Here is a 20,859-nt window from a genome sequence, read left to right on the forward strand (position 1 = left end):
AGACTTCGCATCTCTATTGGCCCCCATAGTCCAATGGCAGAGACAGAGGACTTAAAATCCTTCCAGTATCGGTTCGAGTCCGATTGGGGGCACAGATTCGTGCGTAAAGCGTTGCACGAATGAAGTTATTTATCAATCACCTGAATTATGTATGCATACACAATGCATACACATTGCCTGAAGGATTTGAAGGCGATAATCAGGTGCTCAGTGCCTTCCGCGCCTGATCATCTGCGCTAGAGCAGGGCTCGACCTCCATCTGTCTCTGCCATTGGACTATGGGGGACCCGGGGTTGTTAACTTTGAGCGTGCAGGTATCTGTACTACCTCTCTAGAAATATCTCCTAAATCGGATAGTCTAATAAGATGAAGAGATCAGCAACTTTAATTTCTATCTTGATTGTGATCTCGACGACAACTCACCTTCATTCTGCGAGTGCTGGAATTTTTGGTCCTAATTGCAAAAAAGTCCATCCGCAAGGAATCGACTTGAAGAATAAAATTGAGCGCAATTACAAGCTGATGATGATTCAAAAAAATCAAGGCAAAATTCAGAATGCATACACAACTTACAAAATTCTTAATAGACTCAATAATCAACTTGACGACCTAATGGGAAGTGATAAGAATTATCGGTGCTTCTTGGACGCTGAATACTCTCGGTCCACCTATGCCTGGAGCACTGAATTTGCTGGCACGAAATATGGAGGACCTGTCAAGAATCTTTGCGCGCTTTGGGGGTACGGTTGTAAGGCGACGACAACCAAATATGCGAATCCGTGTGATGAATTCACTCTTCGCACCGATTATGTAGATTGCATCGAGGATCACGCTCGACCAACGGGTTAATCACAGTGGCATCAATGACAAAAGAGATTTCAACCTTGTTTAGTGTTTTTTTCACGTCAATTCTGTTTCTCGCTGGATGTAGCAATTCTTCAAGCAATATTGGATCTAAGAATATGGCTTGTGCGTTTGTCGAGGGATATCTAGACAACAAAGCATTTGCTCTGAAAGACCTTGCTGAAGGTGGGAGTGCTAAAGAAAGTGTTGACTATTTTCTCAGCCCGCTATTGAAGGAGTTTGATGCTGACCTAGATTCCAAAGTGCTTTTTGGCGATTTTTTTGAAGCGATGATTTCTTGGGGGTCATCTGTTGATTTTGCACACGCGCAGAATAATAGTGCGGCGATTACAAATGCAACCGTAGTCCTAGAGTCAGAAATGGATCAATTCGCGATTAGATGTGAAAACTTTGGTTGGAAATTTGAAAAAGACTATCGCCTATGATGAAGAATTTTCAGAGATTATTCAATCCAGGAAAGTAGTTCGCTCAGATTCTTAAAACCTTCATCCTCGGTCTCCAATCCTTTCATTAACAGATCCCAAGTCCCCATTATCATCTCTAATCCAGCATCTGTTGGGGTTGCTAGACCCTCCGCGACCAAATATGCAAGTGGAACTCCGATGTCATTAAACTGACAGAATTCTTCCCATAAGCCCTGATCTGTGTTTGCGTTATGGATTTCTCCAAGTATTTCGCAAATTGATTTGAAGTCGGTCATAATCTGAGAGTAGTTCATTTCCATTCAAAGGCAATACCCATTAATTGATGAATCGGGTATTTTTGGGGAGAGACGTACTCAAACGGCAGGAGGGGTAGACGCTAAGCCCAAAAAAAACTAGATTTGTTTGATGGGCTTCGAATTTAACGAACCAGCTTGGACCCCTCAGCAGGTTCTAGATTTTTGGGAAGGTGAGCACGGACCTTTATCTGATTCTTGGCGGAGAAAATTCTTGAGGGATATCTTTGTGTTAGAGATGTGCAATCAACATCCTGAACTCATTCGCGAGGCTATTGAAAAACGAAGAAAAGTTGAGAGAGCACTCGCGTACATTTATGCCACGCAAGATAGAAATATTCGAGCTGTAGAGAAGCTACTAGATGAACGTCATCCTGATCACGCGATTGGTATTGTCAACGCTCATCACGGGAATAGAACAACTGACCCTTTTGATCCCAAGCGAGAAGATTTACTCTTTAAGTGCCAGGTGTGTAATCTGAAGCTATCCCTGCTTCGAAAATCAGAAGTAGACTTAGAAAACATCTGTAAGAGTTGCTCTGGCGAGGACGATAACTAAACCAGGAAGGGTTATTCTTTGATAATGGAATCAAAAAAGACGCTCTTTCGATGGGTTATTGGCTTTGCGATAGGTGCAGTTCTTTACGGAATCTTCTTGAATCTATAACTTCCAAATTCTAATTTAGAAAAGGTTGTCAATTATGGGTGAAGCTGAAAATCGGGCAAGGCGAGAGGCCGAGTTTCTTAACGAGGAACTCCAAAATCAAAAAAACTATTACGAGGAAAGACTTAGACAACAAAAGGAAGCCTCGAAATTCTATAACCAAGATGGATTTTGGCTTGCTTTTTGGATAATCGGGCCGTTGATTTTACTCGCTTTAGGTTTTAACGTTGGTTAACGAATATGGGCCAGACGAGGGTGGAAAAAGGTTAGCAATGAAACGTAAAGTCATATGAAATCAGAGAATCTAGATGAGTCCCATCAAGTTTATTCATCGGTGCGAGATTTGCTCGCAATATGGCTTTGGCGCATTTTTCTGATTCCAGTCTGGATTGGCGCAATAGGTTCATTTTTCGTAGGTTCATTGATCAGCAGTTTAGGAAGTCTTCTTTTCGCGACACTAATTACTGGCTTTATCTATTTGCACACATCTCGAAAGTTCGAGAAATGACTAGTCAGAAACCGGATGACTATGACCACGAAGTGAAATCAGTATTTGAGGGCGTCATCAAAGCGTTTTGGGGTCTTCTTTTTGGTATCGCTTGGGTTGGCGCAGTCTTGAATGCATTGATAAATGGCGCTTGGTTCGGAATAGTCTTTATGATCCCAGTCACTATTCTTTACTACTTTGTCCTAATCAAGAAGGATGCAATTTCTCGTTGGTAATTGTCGTTGCCAAGAGATCGGATTGAACCTAAATTGAATGTACTCTTACTCCAACCCTCTGGATCGCCCATTAACTAGTCTCATTCACTGACCATTCTCTTATGCGTTGGTTCCGTCGCCTGACGAACTCCAGAGTGCCCATTTTGTATTCGCGGTATTCGGCGGCAGTATCAGGAATTGGAGATCCCGCAAAAGCGTTTTTTGCCGCAGTGAAGAAATTGACTCTCTCGTAGCTGTTGTCAACGAGGTCCTGTAACAAGAAGAAGTCAACATAGCCTTGAAAGTCTTTGAAAAGGGAAAAGAAAAAGTTGTTAATGGGAGAACCAAAAGTATTCTCAAGTGGGTGTTCCAGTCTCTGGTAATGCAATCGAATACATTCCAAAGTTAAGTCAAATCTATCTGCAATCTTCCTATTGAAACCTCTCGCACCATTTATTGTCATTCCTCCACCCTCTCTTTCCGAGGGAAAAATCAAATAACCACCTATTGTTGAACCCTTATCTCTAAATTCTTCAAATTCAGCTTGATTTATCTGACTATTTAAATGTGCGATCTTCTTTGTTCCTATATATGAGTTGGAGATGGAGTCGCTACCAAATTTGAGAGTTTGCATATTGAATCTATATATGAGCGTTGAATTAATCTCTTCAATCTCAAACCTCTCGCCAATAGGCAATTGTTTTGACCACAGAAAGCGGTGATAGCTTCTCAAGGTAGGGCTGTAAGCATCGGGATCTTTGCCATTTGAGTCACTTCTAAAGTCAAACGATGTATCAATCTCCAAGTTTTGATGCCTCAAACTCTTCCGTCAACCGCATTAATTGGTTAATTGCTGTCACCACCAATGTCTGTCACCAGGTTGATTGCGTAAATCTTCCATTGTTATTTCAATCGGCTCTAATGGTGACATTTCAGCCGGATCGGCCTTAACCTGTTTCGGCTTTTCTCTCATCTTACGACTTTCAAGTAAAGCATCTCTTTCAGCAACGTGTTTCAGAAATTCTTTCCGAACTTCCTCGTCAACGGATAAATCCTGAATCACGGTATTTGCTTTGATGTCGTGAAGAACCTCTGACAATTTTCTGAACTTTTTCAATGATGGATATATAAACTCAGAGTCATACCAAATAATCCTCGCTACAAGTGGATCACTTGTGAATACTGAATGCCACTCGGGTTCAAGTCGGCCCCATAAAACTTGCCAAGCCGCAAGTAAATCTTCGCTATCTAGTTTTGCCATCAGATTCAAATTCCTCAGTTAGTCTCATCAATTCCTTGATTGATTTACTCTCAAATGTACTCTTACTCCAAGCCTCTGAATAGCCATCAAACTTTCCAGCAATCTTCTCATTGGATAAGTCGGCACCTTTTGCTTTGAGCATTCGAAGAATTGCAGTTTCCCACTCGACAGCGAGATTTCCGTCAATAGGACCTCGCACCTCAATCAGTTCCCATCCCTTTTTTTGGTGCTTAAATATGCGCTGTTCGGGAGAATTAGAGATGCCAATTTGGTACATCAACCATTCTGGATGACTTAAAAAATACAAATAGCCAGGAGTGGTTTGGTCATAGCCTGAATTGGCACAATTTGGACAGCCACTGATTCTCGCACGGTTGTTTGTTGATGCAGACCAAATATGTTCAGGATTGTTCGAGCATTTCCATTTTTTCTTTGCCATTGAACCTGCTGTGACCGTAGTGGGATCCCATTCGAAAGCTTCACTTGCAATCTGGGGGTGAGTTGTCTTGAGATCGTTTTCACCTACTAAGATTTTTCTATTCGAACAGAAAGGACAGCCTGCAAGCGAATTGAGCTGGGCTCGCCAGAGGTGCTTTGGATTCTTCTTGCATTTCCAATTAAGTCGCTTGTTGCTACCTCGCGAATAAAGAGATGGGTCCCAGCCGTTAGCTAGTTCCGCAATTTCTGGATGAGTTGTTTCTAAATCATTAAAGCCGACAAGTACCTGATGCCCCGAGCAGTACGGACATCCTCGCCCATTAACTCTATTACCGGGAGTGTCTTTCCAGATATGATCCGCAGAAACCTTGCACTTCCAAGTTTGTAAAACACCACTAAAACTTCGAAATTGTGTTGGATCCCAATTATATGCCTCCGCAGCAATCTCAGGATGCTTGGTAGCTAAATCGTTTTGACCGGAGAAAACTTTGCGATGAGAACAGTAAGGGCAGCCACCCCCAGCTGTTCTTGCCGCAATAGTCGCAAACCAAATGTGGGAATTGTCTTTTGGGCAAATCCACTGAACTCTTTTCGAGCTACCCCGTGAGTACCGTGTAGGGTCAAATCCGGATGCCTGGAGCGCCAGTTCAGGAAACTCTGTTGCAAGGTCGTTCATTCCTGGAACTATTTTTCTGTTTGCACAGTATGGACAACCGGTTCCACTCGTTCGGTGCTTAATGCTCGCTTCCCAGATGTGCAACGAGTTTTTGGAGCAAATCCAAGAGACTCTTTTGTCACTCTTTGTTGAAAATCGCGACGGATCCCATCCATTGGCCTCCAAAGCCAACTCAGGGTAAACAGTCAGCAAATCCGTTTTACCTGATATGACTCTGTTTCCTGAACAGTAGGGGCAACCACGACCACTAGTTCTCTTATTCGGTGAGGCTTCCCAGGAGTGTGTTTCGTCAGCTGAACATATCCAAGGAAGATTCTTGTTTACCCCAAAAGTAATTAATGAGGGATCCCATCCATCAGCTTCCTTAGCCAACTCAGGATGCGTTACAGAAAGTGGAAGCTTTTCCTTTTTACTAGGCACCGCATAAGGATATTAGGCACGACTGACGTCGTGAAGGAGTGGGACTGCATCGAGTGCGAACGCTAGTGAGCCAACTGTTCGGGTGCTCCTTTCAGAGCCCCCTCATATCAACTGTCAGTCAGGCGACCTCTCGGTCGCACTCCGATGCAGCCCTTTGTAGACCGAATCTTAAATCGTCGGTCTCCTACAGGTACTGGAACTAAGTTCCAATAGAGACACTTCCTCCTTGGTAATTAACCCGAAGGGTCACTGATTCCGGCCCTTTTGTTCACCCCTTAATGAGTAAACAAAACCGCCGCAGCCCCAGTGCACCTTGCCAAGTGGACTAGAGGCGTATTCGCCACGACTCAGTTTCTTCGCGCAGGCAAAGCACCTTGCCACGATTTTTTTGTAAGGTTGTGCAACTTCATTCATTCGGCCCGAGTCCCAGCAAGCAAACTGAATAAAGTACTTGATCCTTGCTTGTACTCCATTGGGGTACTTCACGGACTTGATGAATCCATATTCGTGAAGAACTTTCAATCCTTCACTCACCGAACTTCTCCCCAACCCAGCCGCTTTCGCGATAGTTGTATAGCTTGGGAATACGGCGTTGTTGTTCTTGCCCATATATGAGACAAGTGCCAACAGCACCTTTTGTGCGTTGTATTGTTTGGCCCTTCCTAATACCTGATAAGCAGGTACTGGGAACGGTGTGTAGAGACTTCCTTTTGGTAGATGGAAGTTTCCATTTTCATTATGCATCGGTTACTCGTTTCTGTGTTTCCACATTAATCACAAGAACCCCAGCCTCGCAGAAGAAAATATATGTCTGATTTCGGAAACGACTCGGATAGCCACGCATTCCCAAAATGAGATAAAAAGAACAAAAAAAGTTACTAAAAAAATGGGAAATTATTACCACTTCCCGCCTTGAAATACTCAGATTGAAAATAGGGCCCTATTCATCAAATTTGCTGCTTCAACTTGCGGTTTGAGAGCACTATGGACGTATAACTTTGATGTGATGGCGCTCGAAGAGTGCCCTAAAGCCCTGCTAATGACTTCTATGCCCACTCCCTGGCCATACATAAGGGTTGCCGCAGTATGGCGTGCATCGTGCAGCCTTCTTGGCTTGATTCCACAGAGCCTGAGTGTCCGCTTCCAATCATTGAAATCAATAGTGGATTGCTTGGGAGTTCCATCAGTCGCAGGAAACACCAAGTCATTTTCCTGCCATTGGCTACTGCATCCAGAGCGCATCTCATCTACTAGCTTCTTGTGAAATTTCAGGGACTCAACGGATCCTGAAGTCAGCACCAGCAAGCGCCTAGAGCGCTCAGTCTTCAAACCTGTTAGCTGTCGCTTCCCATCGATCATCTGAATCTGATTGCGAACTTCAAGTACTCCATTTACTAAATCAACATCCTGCCAGCGAAGCCCCAAAGCTTCGCCCTGCCTTAAACCACAGAGAAGTGCAATGTGAAGCCGAGCAGACATATAAGTCTCCTTGTATGTCTCTAGAAGTCGTTTCACCTCCTCAATAGTCAGAGGCTCGATCTCTCGAGTCTTATTTACCGGAATCCGCACTTTCTTTACTGGATTACTTGGTATGTACTCATTGTTCTCAGCTTCACCAAGTGCCACTGATAAGAGTGCTCGAGCTTGTTGTTGAGATCGAGGGCTCTGTCCAGCCTCACGCATCGTTGTAAGTACAAATTGAATATTGCTAGGAACTATCTTGCGTAATGGTATCTGGCCGATTACCGGAACGATGTGATGGGTAGCTAGTGCTCGGTATCTCTTCCACGTTGAGTGAGCAATCTGATGCTTATGCTCTTCCTCTAACCACGTAAAGAGATAAGTACCGAGGGCAATCTTTGATTGTGGGAGAGCGTTCTTATTCCCCAGTAGCTTAGGGAGTTTTTCAATCTTCTCCTTGGCGCGTTGGCGAGAGAGCTGCGACGTCGGCGCCATCGCGGTAACAGATTGATCACCTCTGCGAATAACAGTTCTATATGACCTACCAACCTTGTACGTATAACCTTGACCATTTGCTTTGCGAGACATTACACATTCCTTAGAACCACCACTTGCCGTATGCAAGTGTGGAACCGGTGCCATTTCAGAATGCATACATAAATGCATACACTCCTACAAGTTTCACAGAATCCAGATTCGATTCACGCTCGAAATCTGGTAATTCTGGAAACCTGGAAGTCCTTTAAGAGGACTTAAAATCCTTCCAGTATCGGTTCGAGTCCGATTGGGGGCACGTTGTGCAGGTTGTTTGGTTATCTTCGCGCACGAATTCTCTTGAATAATCGCTAGCGGGAAAGTAATATTTCCCAATTCAACCGAGACCAGGAGATCAAAAAATGCTCGCTACTTATTCATGTGCCAAGTGTGAAATGTCTGTTAATGCAAGCTGTGCAAACTGCAACCTGCCTTTGGTCAATGACTCTCTTGCCCTCCCTGATGGCAGCAATGTTCAAATTTCTCGTTGCCCACAGTGCGAAGGAAAGATTAAATCTCCAATGTGCTGCGGTTCTGATATGAGCTGCTCAATCTAACTTAAGAAATATTCTGTGGGTGATTAAATGAGTAGCAAAGATCTCTGTCTTTCCATTCTGGAAAAAAGTAATGTGCCAATTAACTCCAGTGAGCCATGGAGCTTGCAGGTAAAGAATGAAAAACTATGGGATCGCGTTGCATCCCAGCATCAGCTTGGCCTGGGTGAGGCTTACATGGATGGCTGGTGGGAGTGCCAAGATATTGATGAGATGCTCACCAGGTTGTTAACTGTTGATGCAACATCCTTTCTCAAGCCTTCAATTCCTTTAGTTGCAAGTGCGTTGAAATCTAAGATTTTGAATATGCAGACTAAATCAAAAGCTGCAAAGAATGCTAAACATCATTACAACATCGGTAATGACCTATATACGCGAATGCTAGATAGTGAAATGGCCTATAGCTGCGGATATTGGCAAAATGCAAAAACGTTAGATGAGGCGCAGATAGCTAAGTTTGATTTAATCTGTCGCAAACTAAAACTTGAAAAAGGTATGACCCTGCTTGATATTGGAAGCGGTTGGGGAGGGCTCCTGCGCCATGCGGTAAGAAACTATGGCGTTATTGCAACCGGAATTTCTCCGGCAGATCAACAGATCATCTTGGCACGAGAGAAGTCAGCCGGACTAGATATAAATTTTGTGCAGATGGATTATCGAGATCTAACCGGCCGATTTGACCGTATTGTTTCGGTAGGAATGATGGAGCATGTAGGGCCCAAAAACTTTAAAGAGTTCTTTACCAAGTGCGATGAACTGCTGGTCGATGACGGAATTATGTTGCACCATCTCATATCAAGCACAGTTCCCCAGAGCAACACAGACCCATTCTTTAATCGATATATCTTCCCTGGGGGAGTAATTCCATCTCCTGGGCAGATTAGTAACGCGGCCGAAGGGCTCTTTGTCCTGGAGGACACTCACAATTTTGGACTCGATTACGAGACAACGCTGCTGCATTGGCACAAAAATATTAATTCCAAGTGGGATGAGATTCCTCAATACGATCTGCGCTTTAGACGAATGTGGAACTACTACCTGCTAGCTTCAGCGGCAGGTTTTAAAGCTCGACATCTGCATCTGAACCAATACGTGTTCCGTAAAGGTGGCGTGCTCGCCCCCTATCTTCCGGTTCGCTGAGCGTATTTAGCCCCTAAAACTGGAAATTTTCCTGGTTTGCCGTACGTTATACGTCGTACGGGAGCTCGTTCTCGCACATATATAAGGAGAAATTAATGCGCAGTTCTAACCCAGTCCTTAGCGGCCGCGGTTTCGCTCGTATCAAGGGTGATGCAGTCGGCACTCGCGACCTCAACACAATTGAGGCTCGCCCATCATCTGCACCAATGTCTATTGACGATGTCGTCATCAAGACCGCCGGACTCTTTGCTGTACTCGTTGTAGTCGGAGCCTTTGCTTGGCGTGCAAATAGTCCAGCACTTGCGCTCATCGGATTCATCGGCGGTTTTATTCTCGCGATGGTCAATTCATTTTCAAAGAAAGTTCGTCCACCACTAGTTATCGCTTATGCCGCAGCCCAAGGTCTGGCACTCGGAACAATTAGCCGCATCTATAACGATTCCTATAATGGAATCGTTGGCCAAGCTGTTATTGCAACAGCGTGTGCCTTCGGTGGAGTTCTCCTTGCCTATCGCAGTGGCAAGATTCGAGTAACACCAAAGTTCAGTCGCATCATGATGGGCTCACTCATTGGGTATGTCATCTTTGGCGTAGCAACAATCTTTATCGGCTTCCCAGGTGGAGCCCTCGGTCTACTTATTTCAGTAGGTGGAGTAGCGCTCGCATCAATGTTTATCGTGATGGATCTAGATCAGATTGAAAAGGCAGTTGCAGCTGGCGTTCCACAAGAGGAATCATGGCGCTGTGCATTTGGCCTCATGGTTACCTTGGTCTGGCTCTATCTTGAAGTACTGCGACTGATTTCAATTCTTCGCAGTAATGATTAATCAGTAGTCAGTAATCAAAAATTACTGAGATTGCCCGAGATGCGAAGACCGCGTCTCGGGCAATTTTATTGATGCAAGAACCGCTGCTGCCATCATCACGGCGGTAAGCGCGAAAGCTGGTTGATACCCATAAGAATCTGCGATTGCACCAAGGAGCACAGGTGCAACCATCGCTCCGGCATCAGCAGACATTTGAAATAAGCCAATAACCTGACCGCCCTTACCCTCAATCACATCGCCCACGACGGCCGCGGGAGTAGTGGAAAGGAAAGCTCCACCTATACCGACGATGGCGCTAGCAAGAAAGAACATCCAGGAGTTCATGGTGAAGACAAGGGTGAGTGCAAAGAGCGCAGTGAGGGAAGTGCCCACAATGAGAGAAAATCGGCGCCCATTGATATCTGACATTCTTCCAGCTTTAAGAAGGAAGGCGCCTTGAATCAATGTGGTCAGCGTGAAACCGAAGCCCATCACTGCGGGAGATATTTTAAGATCTTCGACAATAAATAGCGGCAAGATTGAGCGACTCATTCCGAAGAATGTCCAAGCTGCACAAAACGAAACAAAGAGTGCGATTCGATATGGCTTCAGCGCTAAGGCAGATTTGAGAGTGACCACATCATTTTGTTGGTCACCGCTCGGCTTGGCTGCAAGTGATGAGTGACGCAATAAAATTGCACCGGATGAGCTGGCACCGAGAAGGAATACTCCATAGATCAGCAGGGGAGCACGTAGTGAAAATGCGGAGAGTGCTCCACCTACTGCAGGTCCAGCAATCATTCCCAGCAGAAAGGTCCCGTTATAGAGTGACTGCACGCGTGCGCGGTGGTCGTCACCGACTGCTCGAACAAGAATTGAACCAGCTGCAACCGAGAACATAGAAGAACCGATTCCGCCCACTGCGCGAAAAATCAGTAATTGCTCGTAATTCCGAGCAAGGCCTGCAGCAAAAGAAGTCAGCGCTACGAAACCGATACCAACTGAATAAACCCATCTTTCACCGAATTTATCAACTAATTTTCCGGAGATAAGCCCCGATGCAAAACGTGCAAAAGCAAATGTCGAGACGATTGCACCCACTTGGGCGTGATTGACTCCGAATGATCTAGCAAAGAGTGGAATCGTGGGAGCAATGATTCCGAAGCCCACTGCCACAAAGAATGAGGCAAAGACAATGACGCCAACCTCACGCGGAAACTCCGCAAAGGGATTGGTAAATTTAAATCGCACCTGCGCAGTCTAATGGGCTGCATTTGGCAAGATGTTACTGAGGGAGATTGCCCATTCAAAAATTTGGTAGGTTGGCCTGGTGAAATCAGTAATTGCGCAAGACCTCGTTAAAACCTATGACAAAGGAAAAGTTCGAGCACTCGATGGCTTGAGCCTGGATGTTGAAGAAGGAACAGTTCTCAGCGTGCTTGGGCCCAATGGCGCAGGCAAAACTACCGTTGTAAGAATTCTGACAACATTATTGCGCGCTGATTCTGGAAATGCATCAGTTGCTGGCATTGATGTAATGAAAAATCCCGAGAAGGTACGCGAAGTCATTGGTTTATCGGGACAATATGCCGCAGTTGATGAAATTCTTACCGGATATGACAACTTAGTGATGTTCGGTGAGCTCTATCACCTAGGCAAGAAGAACGCAGTTCTTCGAGCAAATGAACTCCTTGAAAGATTTTCACTCACAGAGGCAGCCAGGCGCCCAATTAAGACTTATTCAGGTGGAATGCGCCGCCGTTTAGATTTAGCAGCATCTCTGATTGTTAAGCCAAAAGTTCTCTTCCTCGATGAACCCACTACTGGCCTTGATCCACGCGGTCGCCAGGAGATGTGGGGAGTTATCCAAGAGTTAGTTAAAGGCGGGGTAACGCTGCTGCTGACCACGCAATATCTGGAAGAAGCAGATCAATTAGCAGATGACATCGTGGTAATTGATACTGGAAAAGTAATTGCTCGTGGAACATCAGATGCCTTGAAAAAACAGGTGGGCGGAGAACGGCTGGAAGTAGTTGTGGAACAAGCCCACGTTGCCAAGACTCTGGAAATAGTTGATGCGGTAAGTGATCATAAGGCGAGCCTCGATGAAGGTCTGCGCTTAATCTCGGCCCCAGTTTCTACTGGTTCAGCTGCCCTCTTTGAAGTTTTGAAATCACTCGACGCCGCCGGGATCCATGCACTCGACGTTGGTCTGAAGCGCCCATCACTTGACGATGTATTTCTTTCTTTGACTGGCCATGTGGCAGAGGAGAAGAAGGAAGAAGTGGCAGAAAAGAAGAGGGGCAGAAAATGAGTGCGATTAACGATGTAGCAATTATTACCCGCAGACAGTTACTGCTTCTTAGCCGTGTACCTGAAGTTCTCATCTTCTCAACAATTCAACCAGTGATGTTCGTACTTCTCTTCCGCTATGTATTTGGTGGCTCGATTGATACCGGCCAACCTGGCGGATATGTGCAGCTTCTAATGCCTGGAATCTTTGTGCAAACAGTCGCTTTTACCTTAGCTGGCACTGCCTCTGGCTTAGCCGAAGATATGAAGAAGGGGCTAATTGATAGATTTAGATCACTACCCATCTCACAATCTGCCCTCGTCATTGGTCGCACATTGGGAGATTCACTTCTTAATATCGTGGTGCTCGCCGTGATGGGCATTGCCGGTTATGTGGTCGGATGGCGTCCTTCTAGTGGCATTGGCAGCGTTGCCCTCGGATTTATCTTCTTACTCTGCTTTGGTTACGCACTCTCGTGGGTAGGAGTCCTGGTGGGACTTTCGGCATCCGATGCGCGCGTGGTGCAAAACGTCAGCTTCATCGTCACATTCCCACTGACTTTCTTATCTAACGCCTTTGCGCCCACAACCGGAATGCCACGCATCTTGCAGTACTTCGCAGAGTGGAATCCAGTCTCGACCATGGTGGCTGCCTGCCGCCAACTCTTTGGCCTAGAAAATCAATTTGGCGCAACCGCTGGCTCTTTTCCGAGTGAGAACCCGCTGATAACGTCGCTGATTTATATGCTCATCATTATGGCGATATTTATTCCGTTAAGCGTTCGCAAATACCGCAACTACGCAGATTAACTGTAGAACTCGGCGCTCTTAATCTCTACCTTGATATCGCGCCCATTGGGTGCGGTGTATGAAACGGTCGCTCCAATTTCTGCACCTAATACGGCAGCGCCCAGTGGTGATTTCTCGGAATACACATCGAGATCACCGGATGCGATTTCGCGCGAACCAAGTAAGAACTTCATCTCATCGCCTGCGATAGATGCGGTGACAACCATGCCTGCTCCCACTTTTCCATCAGCGCTAGCTGGCGGCGTTCCGATATGAGCATTTTCTAACATCTGCTTTATCTGGCGAATACGCGCTTCCATCTTGCCTTGTTCATCGCGCGCTGCGTGATAGCCGCCGTTCTCTTTCAGATCTCCTTCAGCGCGCGCTGCCTCAATCTTTGCCGTAATTTCTTTCCGTCCCGGACCTTCTAGGCTCGCCAGTTCGCCAGCTAAACGATCAGCTGCTTCTTGGGTAAGCCAGGTCTGTTGGGAAGTCATAGAGGGCAATCTTAGGGCAGAGTGCGACAACGTGAAATGCCCACATTGACCGCATCTGCGCGGGTAGGAACGATATATCTTGGCTCGAGATAGGTCTTACCGGCTGCGATGGTGATGTCGATTTGTCCCACCACATTCTTCTCATAATCGCGCGCGACGAGTGTGCATTGAACTTCTTGTGTGCCATCGGCTCTTTGCACCAAGAATCGAATCTCTGGGTTGCGCGGATCTTCATTTGAAAAAGAGATAAGTTCATAACGAAGCGCCGGGTTGGCTTGATGTAGGCCGGCCCAGAGTAACCACGCTCCGCCAACAATTGCGAAGCCAGCTGCGTACTTCACCCACCCGCGCGCAGGAGTGATTCCATATCGATCGCTAAAATCGAATTGGTCGTTTTCTACCGGCATGGGAGAATCTTCTCATGGCAAAAGACGTTGAAGTAGGTGTCGCTGGCTCGCTGACAATGATTGCCCTTTTCTCGACCATTGCGTTTTTGCTTCGTAATTTCTATAAGCGCTATAACCGGATGCAAGAACGTGAGCAATTACGCCAGGAGAATGAGGGCGAGAATTAAGAAGTCACCCATCCAGCGATTAGGCGCAGGCCTTCTCGTTCTTTTTCTGGTGACTATCTTGATTGGACTTGGGCTCTGGCAGCTTGACCGGGCCAATGAGATGCGCAATCCGGCTGTTGTGCCCATTGATCGCACAATTTATCCACTCACAGAACTAGCAACTCCCACGGGCACAATCCCACCCACAAGTGTTGGCAAACAAGTGCGCACCGCCGGCAACTACATCGCCAACTACAAAGCTCCCAACCAAATTGATGGCAATGGCAAAGTGAGCGACTGGGAAGTGGCGCTGCTGCAAAACGAGACTGATACCGCAATTCTTGTGGTGCGCGGACTATGGAAAGAGCGGTTGCAATCACCAGAAATCGCGATGTCGACCAGAGTTGAAATCACTGGCACCTTGATGCCGCGCCAATTCGATGATCGCGCGGCAAACACACCGTCGCAACTCGCGCGACTAGATAGCAGCATTCTGGTTTCCGCAACCGACTACCAGCTCTATGACGGTTTCATTTTAGAAAAAAGTGAGCAGACTCGAGCCGGTGAGATTTCACGGACCAGAATTCTGGAACCCAAACTGACGTCGGGTGTGCCCGGCTACTACTGGCAACACATTTCTTATGTGGTGGTGTGGTGGTTCATGGCTGGGCTGGTGTTATATGCCCCCTTCTATCAGCGCCGCGAAGAAAAGTTATAGAGTTCTACCTATGACAGAGACGACATCGACCGGGGCGCTGACCCGCTTTCGCCTGCTCGCTGTGCTCTGCGGCGTAAATCTGCTCTTGCTCGTCTTTGGCTACATGCCAGCTAAATACATCTTCGATGCCCTGGAAAACAATGGCTGGATCATCTTCATTCCGATCGCCCACGGCTACCTCTACATCGTTTACATCCTGACCGTCCTTCAAATTGGCGTTCAGAAGCGGATGAAATTCCTGACCATTATTGCCCTGATTGCCGCTGGAACACTGCCAGTTGCATCATTTATTGCAGAGCGCAGAATCACGAAGAAGTACGGCCCAGCTAGGTAAACGTTGCATTACATCTCAACCATTAATGGCGTGTCGCACCAATAGTCCATTTCTTTCGTTCTATCTTTTGCAAGTCAGAAGCACCACCCAGTCTCTTCCCCATGACTACAACTACAGAGAATGGTTAGGCCTTGGCTACTTCAAAGAAGAGCACTTCCGCCCGTAAAACCTATGTTTTAGATACCTCAGTACTCCTGGCAGACCCCGGGGCAATGTCCCGATTTGAAGAACATGAAGTCATTATTCCAATCGCTGTGATTGGCGAATTAGAGACCAAGCGCGACCATCCGGAACTCGGCTACTTTGCCCGCGCCGCACTTCGCGCACTTGATGATCTTCGCATTGAACATGGTCGCCTTGATTCAGCTCTGACAATTACACCTGAAGGTGGAACGCTCTCGGTCGAACTTAACCACACAGATTTAAGCACCTTGCCCCACGGCTTCTTGCGCGATGGCACCAATGATTCGCGCATCCTGGCTATTGCCAAGAACCTGATGTCTGATGGAAAGAACGTGGTTCTTGTGACCAAAGATCTTCCATTGCGAGTGAAGGCATCATCGGTGGGAGTCGAAGCCCAAGAGTATTTAGCAGAACTTGTCTCTAATAGCGGCTGGACTGGCATTGAAGAAGTATCTGTTGGCCACAGCACCATCGATGAGCTCTACTCATCTGATCGAGCAGACCACGAATGTGCTCATAAGTTTCCGGTTCACACCGGAATCGTGCTGCACTCGGAAAAAGGAAGCGCACTTGCCCGGGTGACTGAGAGCAAGCAACTGCAATTAGTGCGCGGTGACCGCCAAGCTTTTGGTCTTCATGGTCGTAGCGCCGAACAACGCATTGCACTAGATCTGCTCCTTGATGAATCAATTGGCATCGTCTCATTAGGGGGACGAGCCGGAACTGGTAAGTCAGCGCTGGCTCTCTGCGCCGGACTTGAAGCGGTGATGGAAAAACGCCTTCATAAGAAAGTTGTCATCTTCCGCCCGCTCTATCCGGTCGGCGGACAAGAGCTTGGCTACTTGCCGGGCAGTGAAGGCGAAAAGATGTCGCCCTGGGCGCAAGCAGTCTTCGACACCTTAGGCGCCCTTGTGAGCCAAGCAGTCATTGATGAAATTATTGCTCGAGGTCTGATTGAAGTTCTGCCGCTGACCCACATCCGCGGGCGCTCGCTGCATGACTCCTTTGTCATTGTCGATGAAGCCCAATCACTAGAACGGGGAGTTCTGCTCACCGTCCTGTCCAGAATTGGCCAGGCATCACGGGTAGTTCTCACCCATGACGTTGCCCAACGCGATAACTTGCGCGTGGGCCGCCACGATGGCGTGGTCGCGGTGGTGGAAACGCTCAAAGGCCACCCGCTCTTTGCCCATGTGACCCTGACTCGATCAGAGCGCTCACCGATAGCTGCGCTGGTCACTGAACTGCTGGAAGGTCCGCAAAGCTAAGCCGGGTGTTTTTACCTCTATTTAAATCTCACAGTAACAAATCGGACATATAGGACTTTGCCCTAGCTGACCTGGGCTTTTACCTATCCACAACTACCCCTTTCTCTGTGAATTTGCGACCCACGCAGGATTAAATTTGCGACCCACCCCCTGACTAGACACGATTAAGCCCTTCCCTTAAGTCATAACCTCATTTTGAGGTCATGGCGCCATGGGCAAAGAAGGTCAGAGATGACCAGAGGATGAAAGGAGTACCGAAGATGAGATCAGAGCTGCGTGCATTCTTCGCCGCCCTTGCCTCCTTTACCGGCGGGCGAGTCACCAAGCCTGCGCTCTGGGCGACCGTTGCTTCGATGCTCCTGCTCGCCGTGGCCCAGCCAAGTGCCTACGGTCTGGATTTTCCAATGACTAGCCGGCTGGCTCTACCTGATTCAGTAAATCTGACCAGTCAGAATCCGATGGCAAAAAATCTTAGGGTCACCAGCGGACTACCGATGGCATCTCTTTCTGGCCAGATCTCTGAGATGGCGATCGTTGCCAACTTAAGTCGTCAGGTTGAAATGGCCCGCACCATCGTTGGCGCCAAAAATGTAACTAAGGCGATCATGGCCGATGAATATGGTTGGGAGGGCGAGCAGTATCGCTGCCTGAATAACTTATGGACCAAAGAAAGCCATTGGAATTACAAAGCACATAACTACCGCTCTGGCGCCCATGGAATTCCACAAGCCCTACCTGCCTCCAAGATGGATCTGATCGCCGATGATTGGCGCACCAATCCGGTGACCCAGATTCGTTGGGGACTTCGCTACATCGAAGGACGTTATGACACACCATGTGGCGCTTGGTCTAAATTCAAGCGCAGTCGTTACTACTAGAAGTTAAGGCTTAACCCCGATAGTTAACGGGCGCATCGTCTCGGCAAAGAAATCATTTCCCTTGTCGTCAACGACAATAAATGCTGGGAAATCAACGACATCAATCTTCCAGACCGCTTCCATGCCAAGATCTGCAAAATCTAGAACTTCCACCTTCTTGATGCAATCTTGGGCCAGGCGTGCTGCCGGTCCGCCGATGGAACCGAGATAGAAACCCTTATGTGTATTACAGGCATCGGTGACAGCCTTAGATCGATTTCCCTTTGCCAACATGACAAGTGATCCACCTGCTGCTTGAAATTGATCCACATAAGAATCCATTCGGCCAGCAGTGGTGGGGCCAAATGAACCAGAGGCCATCCCAGTTGGTGTCTTTGCCGGACCTGCGTAATAAACGGCGTGCTTCTTTAAGTATTCCGGCATCTCTTTACCGGCATCCAGCATCTCTTTGATTCGAGAGTGTGCCAAATCGCGCGCCACCACAATGGTGCCACTTAATGACAGACGAGTCTTTACCGGGTACTTAGAAAGCTCGGCCCGAATAGCATCCATCGATTGATTGAGATCAACTTTTACTACGTTGTCAGCTAAATGTTCATCGGTAGTTTCTGGCAAGAAATGTGCTGGCTCAGTCTCTAACTGCTCAATGAAAATTCCATCTTTGGTGATCTTCGCCTTTGCTTGGCGATCTGCCGAACAGGAGACTGCAATAGCAATCGGCAGTGATGCTCCGTGGCGAGGCAGGCGCACAACTCGCACATCGTGACAGAAGTACTTGCCGCCAAACTGGGCGCCAATACCTAACTTCTGCGTGAGTTTAAAGACTTCTTCTTCCAGGGCTAGATCGCGAAAGCCATGGCCTGACACGCCATCTCCGGAAGTAGGTAAGTTATCGAGGTAATGGGTGCTGGCGAGCTTTGAGGTCTTAACTGTGTATTCGGCACTGGTGCCACCAATAGCTATAGCTAAGTGATACGGGGGACAAGCTGCGGTGCCAATCGAGCGGAGCTTTTCATCTAACCAATTTAAAAATGAGGTTGGGTTTAAAACTGCCTTGGTCTCTTGATAGAGGAAAGATTTGTTGGCACTGCCGCCGCCTTTGGCGATAAATAAGAAGTTGTACTCATCAGGGTGCTCACTATCGGCAAATATCTCAATTTGGGCCGGCAGGTTATTGCCGGTGTTCTTCTCTTCCCAGGTTGTGGTGGGAGCCATCTGTGAATATCGCAGATTTAACTTGGTAAATGCGTCATACACACCTTGGGCAAGTGCGACTTCATCTTTTGAACTAGTTAATACGTATTGCCCCTTCTTGCCCATGATCAGAGCCGTTCCGGTGTCTTGGCACATCGGCAAGATTCCACCGGCTGCAATATTGGCATTTTTAAGTAAGTCCAGTGCGACGAAGCGATCATTAGCCGAGGCTTCTGGATCAGAAAGTATCTTGGAGAGTTGTTGTAGATGCTCACTGCGCAGGTAGTGCGAAATATCATGTATTGCTGTCTCGGTGAGCAGGGTGATTGCTTCGGCTGTCACGTGAAGAAATTGCTTATCGCCTATTTTCTCAACGCTCACACCTTCTTTGGTCAGAAGTCGATACTTGGTTGTGTCCGGTCCAATGGGAAGCATGTCGGTGTATGAAAAAGTTGGAGCCACTTACTTCTCCTCAGACTTGGTAGAACTCTTTGCCGCATCAAGCTTCTTCTTGGCGCCATCGAGCCATTGCTGACAGATCTTGGCTAGCTCTTCTCCGCGCTCCCATAACTTCAGTGACTCTTCTAGGGTTGCGCTGCCGTCTTCTAGTGATTCAACTATCTCGGCGAGCTCATCACGAGCGGCTTCATAGGAGGGCTGTGCATCTTTAGCGGCCATGAGCACAATCTACTCTCTTGTAGTTATTCGGGAGAACTAACGGTGGCTGCGGTCTCACCTTTTGCCACGCGAATGCGCAAACGAGTGCCCACCTTCACCTTTGTGGCATCGCGCAGGATTGCGCCATCTGCTAACTGCACCACCGAATACCCGCGGTCCATCGTTGATTGTGGTGAGAGCGAACGCAGGTGGGCTTTAACACCCGCTAACTCCTTCTTCTCAATTTCAATAATCGATGCAAAGCTGCGAATAGATCTATCTCGCAGCGCCTTTATCTCATCGCGGCGGGAGGTAACCATCAGCTGCGGGTCTTTCATCACCGGGCGATTTCGTAGTTGAGCAATCAAATTGATCTCATAGCCAATAGTGGAGACCAGCGTTCGATACATGCGATCTCGAATCTTTTCGATATCACTAATTTCTTGCGCAATATCTGGCACCACGCGCTTGGCCGCATCTGTGGGAGTAGATGCGCGATAGTCGGCGACATAGTCAAGAAGGGGTGCATCTTTCTCGTGGCCGATGGCGCTGACAATCGGTGTCGTGCATTCTGAAGCAAGGCGAACCAGTGACTCATCACTGAAGGGCAGGAGATCTTCAAAGGAGCCACCACCACGAGTAATGATGATGACATCTACATCCGGGTCATCCTCAAGCTCCTTTAGCGCTGCTGACACTTCCACAACAGCGGCGGCGCCTTGCACTGCAACTTCTCGAATTTCAAATTCAACTGCTGGCCAGCGCCGGCGGGCATTTTCCACCACATCTTTTTCAGCATCGGTATTGCGACCACAGATCAAGCCAACTTTTCGCGGAAGTCTTGGTAGTGCAATCTTTCTATCAGCGCTAAACAATCCTTCGGCAGCTAACTTCTCTTTCAGTGCTTCCAGACGTGCAAGAAGTTCGCCCACACCCACTTGGCTAATCTCTTTGGCAGACATTGTCAGTGAGCCGTTTTTAGTAAACCACGAAGGTTTGGCATGGATCACAACGCGCGCATTTGCCGGCAGTGGTTGCACGCTGGCTAATACTGATTTGTGACACATCACAGAAAGGCTCATATCTGCACTGGTATCGCGCAGTCGCATAAATGCCATGCCACCGCTGCGTTCATTAAGTTCTGAAATCTCGCCCTCAATCCAGATTGGGCCAAGTCGATCCACATACTCTTTTATCGCTTCTGAGACCACGCGCACTGGCGCCGGGGCTTCACGTGAAGTTTCGAACATGGGGTGAG

Annotated in this window: 27 protein-coding genes and 1 tRNA gene; 16 read left to right on the plus strand and 12 right to left on the minus strand. The window is 47.5% G+C overall.

Annotated features, from left to right (window positions below):
* Window positions 1–19: 19 nt before the first annotated feature.
* The 3 genes from A1sIA79_RS00635 to A1sIA79_RS00645 all read left to right on the plus strand — a co-directional run bounded on the left by A1sIA79_RS00635 (window position 20) and on the right by A1sIA79_RS00645 (window position 1,289).
* Window positions 20–92: transfer RNA gene (locus tag A1sIA79_RS00635), tRNA-Leu, on the plus strand.
* Between the two features lie 274 nt (window positions 93–366).
* Entirely contained in the window at window positions 367–849 is a 483-nt protein-coding gene (locus A1sIA79_RS00640) for a hypothetical protein (RefSeq protein WP_095674328.1), read from the plus strand.
* Window positions 850–863: 14 nt separating this feature from the next.
* Window positions 864–1,289, plus strand: a complete 426-nt coding sequence (locus A1sIA79_RS00645; RefSeq protein WP_150122967.1) for a hypothetical protein — start codon at window positions 864–866, stop codon at window positions 1,287–1,289.
* A 17-nt stretch (window positions 1,290–1,306) separates the two neighbouring features.
* Here the strand turns inward: A1sIA79_RS00645 and A1sIA79_RS00650 are convergent, their stop codons facing one another.
* Window positions 1,307–1,564 carry a hypothetical protein gene (locus A1sIA79_RS00650; protein ID WP_150122968.1) on the minus strand — a complete coding sequence of 86 codons (258 nt, stop codon included), beginning with the start codon at window positions 1,562–1,564 and terminating at the stop codon, window positions 1,307–1,309.
* A 130-nt stretch (window positions 1,565–1,694) separates the two neighbouring features.
* On the opposite strand from A1sIA79_RS00650, the gene A1sIA79_RS00655 reads away from it, so the two are divergent.
* From A1sIA79_RS00655 to A1sIA79_RS00670, 3 genes are all read left to right on the plus strand, one after another.
* The gene (locus tag A1sIA79_RS00655; protein WP_095674331.1) at window positions 1,695–2,141 is read left to right on the plus strand and encodes a hypothetical protein; all 447 of its coding nucleotides are present in this window, start codon (window positions 1,695–1,697) and stop codon (window positions 2,139–2,141) included.
* Between the two features lie 142 nt (window positions 2,142–2,283).
* Window positions 2,284–2,481: a hypothetical protein gene (locus A1sIA79_RS00660; protein WP_095674332.1), complete on the plus strand. Its 198-nt coding sequence runs from the start codon at window positions 2,284–2,286 to the stop codon at window positions 2,479–2,481.
* A gap of 269 nt (window positions 2,482–2,750) precedes the next feature.
* Window positions 2,751–2,969, plus strand: a complete 219-nt coding sequence (locus tag A1sIA79_RS00670) for a hypothetical protein (protein WP_095674334.1) — start codon at window positions 2,751–2,753, stop codon at window positions 2,967–2,969.
* Between the two features lie 70 nt (window positions 2,970–3,039).
* Here A1sIA79_RS00670 and A1sIA79_RS00675 read toward each other — a convergent pair whose 3' ends face one another.
* From A1sIA79_RS00675 to A1sIA79_RS00695, 5 genes are all read right to left on the minus strand, one after another.
* Window positions 3,040–3,753 (minus strand): DUF6994 family protein, encoded by a 714-nt coding sequence (locus tag A1sIA79_RS00675; RefSeq protein ID WP_095674335.1) that lies wholly within the window; start codon window positions 3,751–3,753, stop codon window positions 3,040–3,042.
* Window positions 3,754–3,804: 51 nt separating this feature from the next.
* A complete protein-coding gene (locus A1sIA79_RS00680; protein WP_095674336.1) occupies window positions 3,805–4,209 on the minus strand; it encodes a hypothetical protein in 405 nt (134 codons plus the stop codon).
* A complete protein-coding gene (locus tag A1sIA79_RS00685) occupies window positions 4,193–5,743 on the minus strand; it encodes a zinc-ribbon domain-containing protein (protein ID WP_095674337.1) in 1,551 nt (516 codons plus the stop codon). The genes A1sIA79_RS00680 and A1sIA79_RS00685 overlap by 17 nt, the downstream gene beginning before the upstream one ends.
* A gap of 246 nt (window positions 5,744–5,989) precedes the next feature.
* A complete protein-coding gene (locus A1sIA79_RS00690) occupies window positions 5,990–6,487 on the minus strand; it encodes a helix-turn-helix domain-containing protein (protein WP_095674338.1) in 498 nt (165 codons plus the stop codon).
* Between the two features lie 177 nt (window positions 6,488–6,664).
* On the minus strand, window positions 6,665–7,792 hold the full coding sequence (locus A1sIA79_RS00695; protein ID WP_190277064.1) for a tyrosine-type recombinase/integrase: 1,128 nt from the start codon (window positions 7,790–7,792) through the stop codon (window positions 6,665–6,667).
* A 308-nt stretch (window positions 7,793–8,100) separates the two neighbouring features.
* On the opposite strand from A1sIA79_RS00695, the gene A1sIA79_RS07020 reads away from it, so the two are divergent.
* From A1sIA79_RS07020 to A1sIA79_RS00710, 3 genes are all read left to right on the plus strand, one after another.
* The gene (locus tag A1sIA79_RS07020) at window positions 8,101–8,295 is read left to right on the plus strand and encodes a hypothetical protein (RefSeq protein WP_095674340.1); all 195 of its coding nucleotides are present in this window, start codon (window positions 8,101–8,103) and stop codon (window positions 8,293–8,295) included.
* 27 nt (window positions 8,296–8,322) lie between these two features.
* Entirely contained in the window at window positions 8,323–9,432 is a 1,110-nt protein-coding gene (gene cfa, locus A1sIA79_RS00705; RefSeq protein WP_095674341.1) for a cyclopropane fatty acyl phospholipid synthase, read from the plus strand.
* Between the two features lie 95 nt (window positions 9,433–9,527).
* Window positions 9,528–10,259 (plus strand): Bax inhibitor-1/YccA family protein, encoded by a 732-nt coding sequence (locus A1sIA79_RS00710; RefSeq protein ID WP_095674342.1) that lies wholly within the window; start codon window positions 9,528–9,530, stop codon window positions 10,257–10,259.
* A 21-nt stretch (window positions 10,260–10,280) separates the two neighbouring features.
* Here the strand turns inward: A1sIA79_RS00710 and A1sIA79_RS00715 are convergent, their stop codons facing one another.
* Window positions 10,281–11,489, minus strand: coding sequence for an MFS transporter (locus tag A1sIA79_RS00715; RefSeq protein ID WP_095674343.1), 1,209 nt, complete (start codon window positions 11,487–11,489; stop codon window positions 10,281–10,283).
* Between the two features lie 79 nt (window positions 11,490–11,568).
* On the opposite strand from A1sIA79_RS00715, the gene A1sIA79_RS00720 reads away from it, so the two are divergent.
* Together A1sIA79_RS00720 and A1sIA79_RS00725 are read left to right on the plus strand one after the other, a co-directional pair.
* Window positions 11,569–12,552 carry an ATP-binding cassette domain-containing protein gene (locus A1sIA79_RS00720; protein WP_095674344.1) on the plus strand — a complete coding sequence of 328 codons (984 nt, stop codon included), beginning with the start codon at window positions 11,569–11,571 and terminating at the stop codon, window positions 12,550–12,552.
* The gene (locus A1sIA79_RS00725; RefSeq protein ID WP_095674345.1) at window positions 12,549–13,340 is read left to right on the plus strand and encodes an ABC transporter permease; all 792 of its coding nucleotides are present in this window, start codon (window positions 12,549–12,551) and stop codon (window positions 13,338–13,340) included. The genes A1sIA79_RS00720 and A1sIA79_RS00725 overlap by 4 nt, the downstream gene beginning before the upstream one ends.
* Here A1sIA79_RS00725 and greA read toward each other — a convergent pair.
* Both greA and A1sIA79_RS00735 read right to left on the minus strand, forming a co-directional pair.
* Window positions 13,337–13,816, minus strand: coding sequence for a transcription elongation factor GreA (greA, locus tag A1sIA79_RS00730; RefSeq protein WP_095674346.1), 480 nt, complete (start codon window positions 13,814–13,816; stop codon window positions 13,337–13,339). The two genes, A1sIA79_RS00725 and greA, sit on opposite strands and share 4 nt — an antisense overlap.
* Window positions 13,817–13,827: 11 nt before the next feature.
* A complete protein-coding gene (locus A1sIA79_RS00735) occupies window positions 13,828–14,223 on the minus strand; it encodes a DUF4307 domain-containing protein (RefSeq protein ID WP_095674347.1) in 396 nt (131 codons plus the stop codon).
* Window positions 14,224–14,237: 14 nt separating this feature from the next.
* Between A1sIA79_RS00735 and A1sIA79_RS06920 the strand changes: the two genes are divergently transcribed.
* The 5 genes from A1sIA79_RS06920 to A1sIA79_RS00755 all read left to right on the plus strand — a co-directional run bounded on the left by A1sIA79_RS06920 (window position 14,238) and on the right by A1sIA79_RS00755 (window position 17,750).
* The gene (locus A1sIA79_RS06920) at window positions 14,238–14,390 is read left to right on the plus strand and encodes a hypothetical protein (protein WP_190277065.1); all 153 of its coding nucleotides are present in this window, start codon (window positions 14,238–14,240) and stop codon (window positions 14,388–14,390) included.
* Window positions 14,374–15,087 carry an SURF1 family cytochrome oxidase biogenesis protein gene (locus A1sIA79_RS00740; protein ID WP_095674348.1) on the plus strand — a complete coding sequence of 238 codons (714 nt, stop codon included), beginning with the start codon at window positions 14,374–14,376 and terminating at the stop codon, window positions 15,085–15,087. The genes A1sIA79_RS06920 and A1sIA79_RS00740 overlap by 17 nt, the downstream gene beginning before the upstream one ends.
* A 10-nt stretch (window positions 15,088–15,097) precedes the next feature.
* Entirely contained in the window at window positions 15,098–15,421 is a 324-nt protein-coding gene (locus A1sIA79_RS00745) for a DUF3817 domain-containing protein (protein ID WP_095674349.1), read from the plus strand.
* Window positions 15,422–15,633: 212 nt separating this feature from the next.
* A complete protein-coding gene (locus tag A1sIA79_RS00750) occupies window positions 15,634–16,872 on the plus strand; it encodes a PhoH family protein (protein ID WP_236857924.1) in 1,239 nt (412 codons plus the stop codon).
* 260 nt (window positions 16,873–17,132) lie between these two features.
* On the plus strand, window positions 17,133–17,750 hold the full coding sequence (locus A1sIA79_RS00755) for an aggregation-promoting factor C-terminal-like domain-containing protein (RefSeq protein WP_223298357.1): 618 nt from the start codon (window positions 17,133–17,135) through the stop codon (window positions 17,748–17,750).
* Window positions 17,751–17,753: 3 nt separating this feature from the next.
* On the opposite strand, the gene A1sIA79_RS00760 is transcribed toward A1sIA79_RS00755, so the two are convergent.
* The 3 genes from A1sIA79_RS00760 to xseA are packed head-to-tail and all read right to left on the minus strand — an operon-like array spanning window position 17,754 to window position 20,851.
* The gene (locus A1sIA79_RS00760; RefSeq protein ID WP_095674351.1) at window positions 17,754–19,406 is read right to left on the minus strand and encodes a fumarate hydratase; all 1,653 of its coding nucleotides are present in this window, start codon (window positions 19,404–19,406) and stop codon (window positions 17,754–17,756) included.
* The gene (locus tag A1sIA79_RS00765) at window positions 19,407–19,622 is read right to left on the minus strand and encodes an exodeoxyribonuclease VII small subunit (protein WP_095674352.1); all 216 of its coding nucleotides are present in this window, start codon (window positions 19,620–19,622) and stop codon (window positions 19,407–19,409) included.
* 23 nt (window positions 19,623–19,645) lie between these two features.
* Complete coding sequence (gene xseA, locus A1sIA79_RS00770; RefSeq protein WP_095674353.1) at window positions 19,646–20,851, minus strand: exodeoxyribonuclease VII large subunit; 1,206 nt, start codon at window positions 20,849–20,851, stop codon at window positions 19,646–19,648.
* Between the last annotated feature and the right edge of the window lie 8 nt (window positions 20,852–20,859).

It is taken from the genome of Candidatus Planktophila versatilis (genome assembly GCF_002288105.1).
GTDB lineage: Bacteria > Actinomycetota > Actinomycetes > Nanopelagicales > Nanopelagicaceae > Planktophila > Planktophila versatilis.

Excerpts from the sequence above, each read along its gene's own strand:
- A1sIA79_RS00640 (WP_095674328.1), top strand. The coding sequence starts at position 367 with ATGAAGAGATCAGCAACTTTAATTTCTATCTTGATTGTGATCTCGACG.
- A1sIA79_RS00645 (WP_150122967.1), top strand. The coding sequence starts at position 864 with ATGACAAAAGAGATTTCAACCTTGTTTAGTGTTTTTTTCACGTCAATT.
- A1sIA79_RS00650 (WP_150122968.1), bottom strand. The coding sequence starts at position 1,564 with ATGACCGACTTCAAATCAATTTGCGAAATACTTGGAGAAATCCATAAC.
- A1sIA79_RS00655 (WP_095674331.1), top strand. The coding sequence starts at position 1,695 with ATGGGCTTCGAATTTAACGAACCAGCTTGGACCCCTCAGCAGGTTCTA.
- A1sIA79_RS00660 (WP_095674332.1), top strand. The coding sequence starts at position 2,284 with ATGGGTGAAGCTGAAAATCGGGCAAGGCGAGAGGCCGAGTTTCTTAAC.
- A1sIA79_RS00670 (WP_095674334.1), top strand. The coding sequence starts at position 2,751 with ATGACTAGTCAGAAACCGGATGACTATGACCACGAAGTGAAATCAGTA.
- A1sIA79_RS00680 (WP_095674336.1), bottom strand. The coding sequence starts at position 4,209 with ATGGCAAAACTAGATAGCGAAGATTTACTTGCGGCTTGGCAAGTTTTA.
- A1sIA79_RS00690 (WP_095674338.1), bottom strand. The coding sequence starts at position 6,487 with ATGCATAATGAAAATGGAAACTTCCATCTACCAAAAGGAAGTCTCTAC.
- A1sIA79_RS00695 (WP_190277064.1), bottom strand. The coding sequence starts at position 7,792 with ATGTCTCGCAAAGCAAATGGTCAAGGTTATACGTACAAGGTTGGTAGG.
- A1sIA79_RS07020 (WP_095674340.1), top strand. The coding sequence starts at position 8,101 with ATGCTCGCTACTTATTCATGTGCCAAGTGTGAAATGTCTGTTAATGCA.
- cfa (WP_095674341.1), top strand. The coding sequence starts at position 8,323 with ATGAGTAGCAAAGATCTCTGTCTTTCCATTCTGGAAAAAAGTAATGTG.
- A1sIA79_RS00710 (WP_095674342.1), top strand. The coding sequence starts at position 9,528 with ATGCGCAGTTCTAACCCAGTCCTTAGCGGCCGCGGTTTCGCTCGTATC.
- A1sIA79_RS00725 (WP_095674345.1), top strand. The coding sequence starts at position 12,549 with ATGAGTGCGATTAACGATGTAGCAATTATTACCCGCAGACAGTTACTG.
- greA (WP_095674346.1), bottom strand. The coding sequence starts at position 13,816 with ATGACTTCCCAACAGACCTGGCTTACCCAAGAAGCAGCTGATCGTTTA.
- A1sIA79_RS00735 (WP_095674347.1), bottom strand. The coding sequence starts at position 14,223 with ATGCCGGTAGAAAACGACCAATTCGATTTTAGCGATCGATATGGAATC.
- A1sIA79_RS06920 (WP_190277065.1), top strand. The coding sequence starts at position 14,238 with ATGGCAAAAGACGTTGAAGTAGGTGTCGCTGGCTCGCTGACAATGATT.
- A1sIA79_RS00740 (WP_095674348.1), top strand. The coding sequence starts at position 14,374 with ATGAGGGCGAGAATTAAGAAGTCACCCATCCAGCGATTAGGCGCAGGC.
- A1sIA79_RS00745 (WP_095674349.1), top strand. The coding sequence starts at position 15,098 with ATGACAGAGACGACATCGACCGGGGCGCTGACCCGCTTTCGCCTGCTC.
- A1sIA79_RS00750 (WP_236857924.1), top strand. The coding sequence starts at position 15,634 with ATGTCCCGATTTGAAGAACATGAAGTCATTATTCCAATCGCTGTGATT.
- A1sIA79_RS00755 (WP_223298357.1), top strand. The coding sequence starts at position 17,133 with ATGAGATCAGAGCTGCGTGCATTCTTCGCCGCCCTTGCCTCCTTTACC.
- A1sIA79_RS00765 (WP_095674352.1), bottom strand. The coding sequence starts at position 19,622 with ATGGCCGCTAAAGATGCACAGCCCTCCTATGAAGCCGCTCGTGATGAG.
- xseA (WP_095674353.1), bottom strand. The coding sequence starts at position 20,851 with ATGTTCGAAACTTCACGTGAAGCCCCGGCGCCAGTGCGCGTGGTCTCA.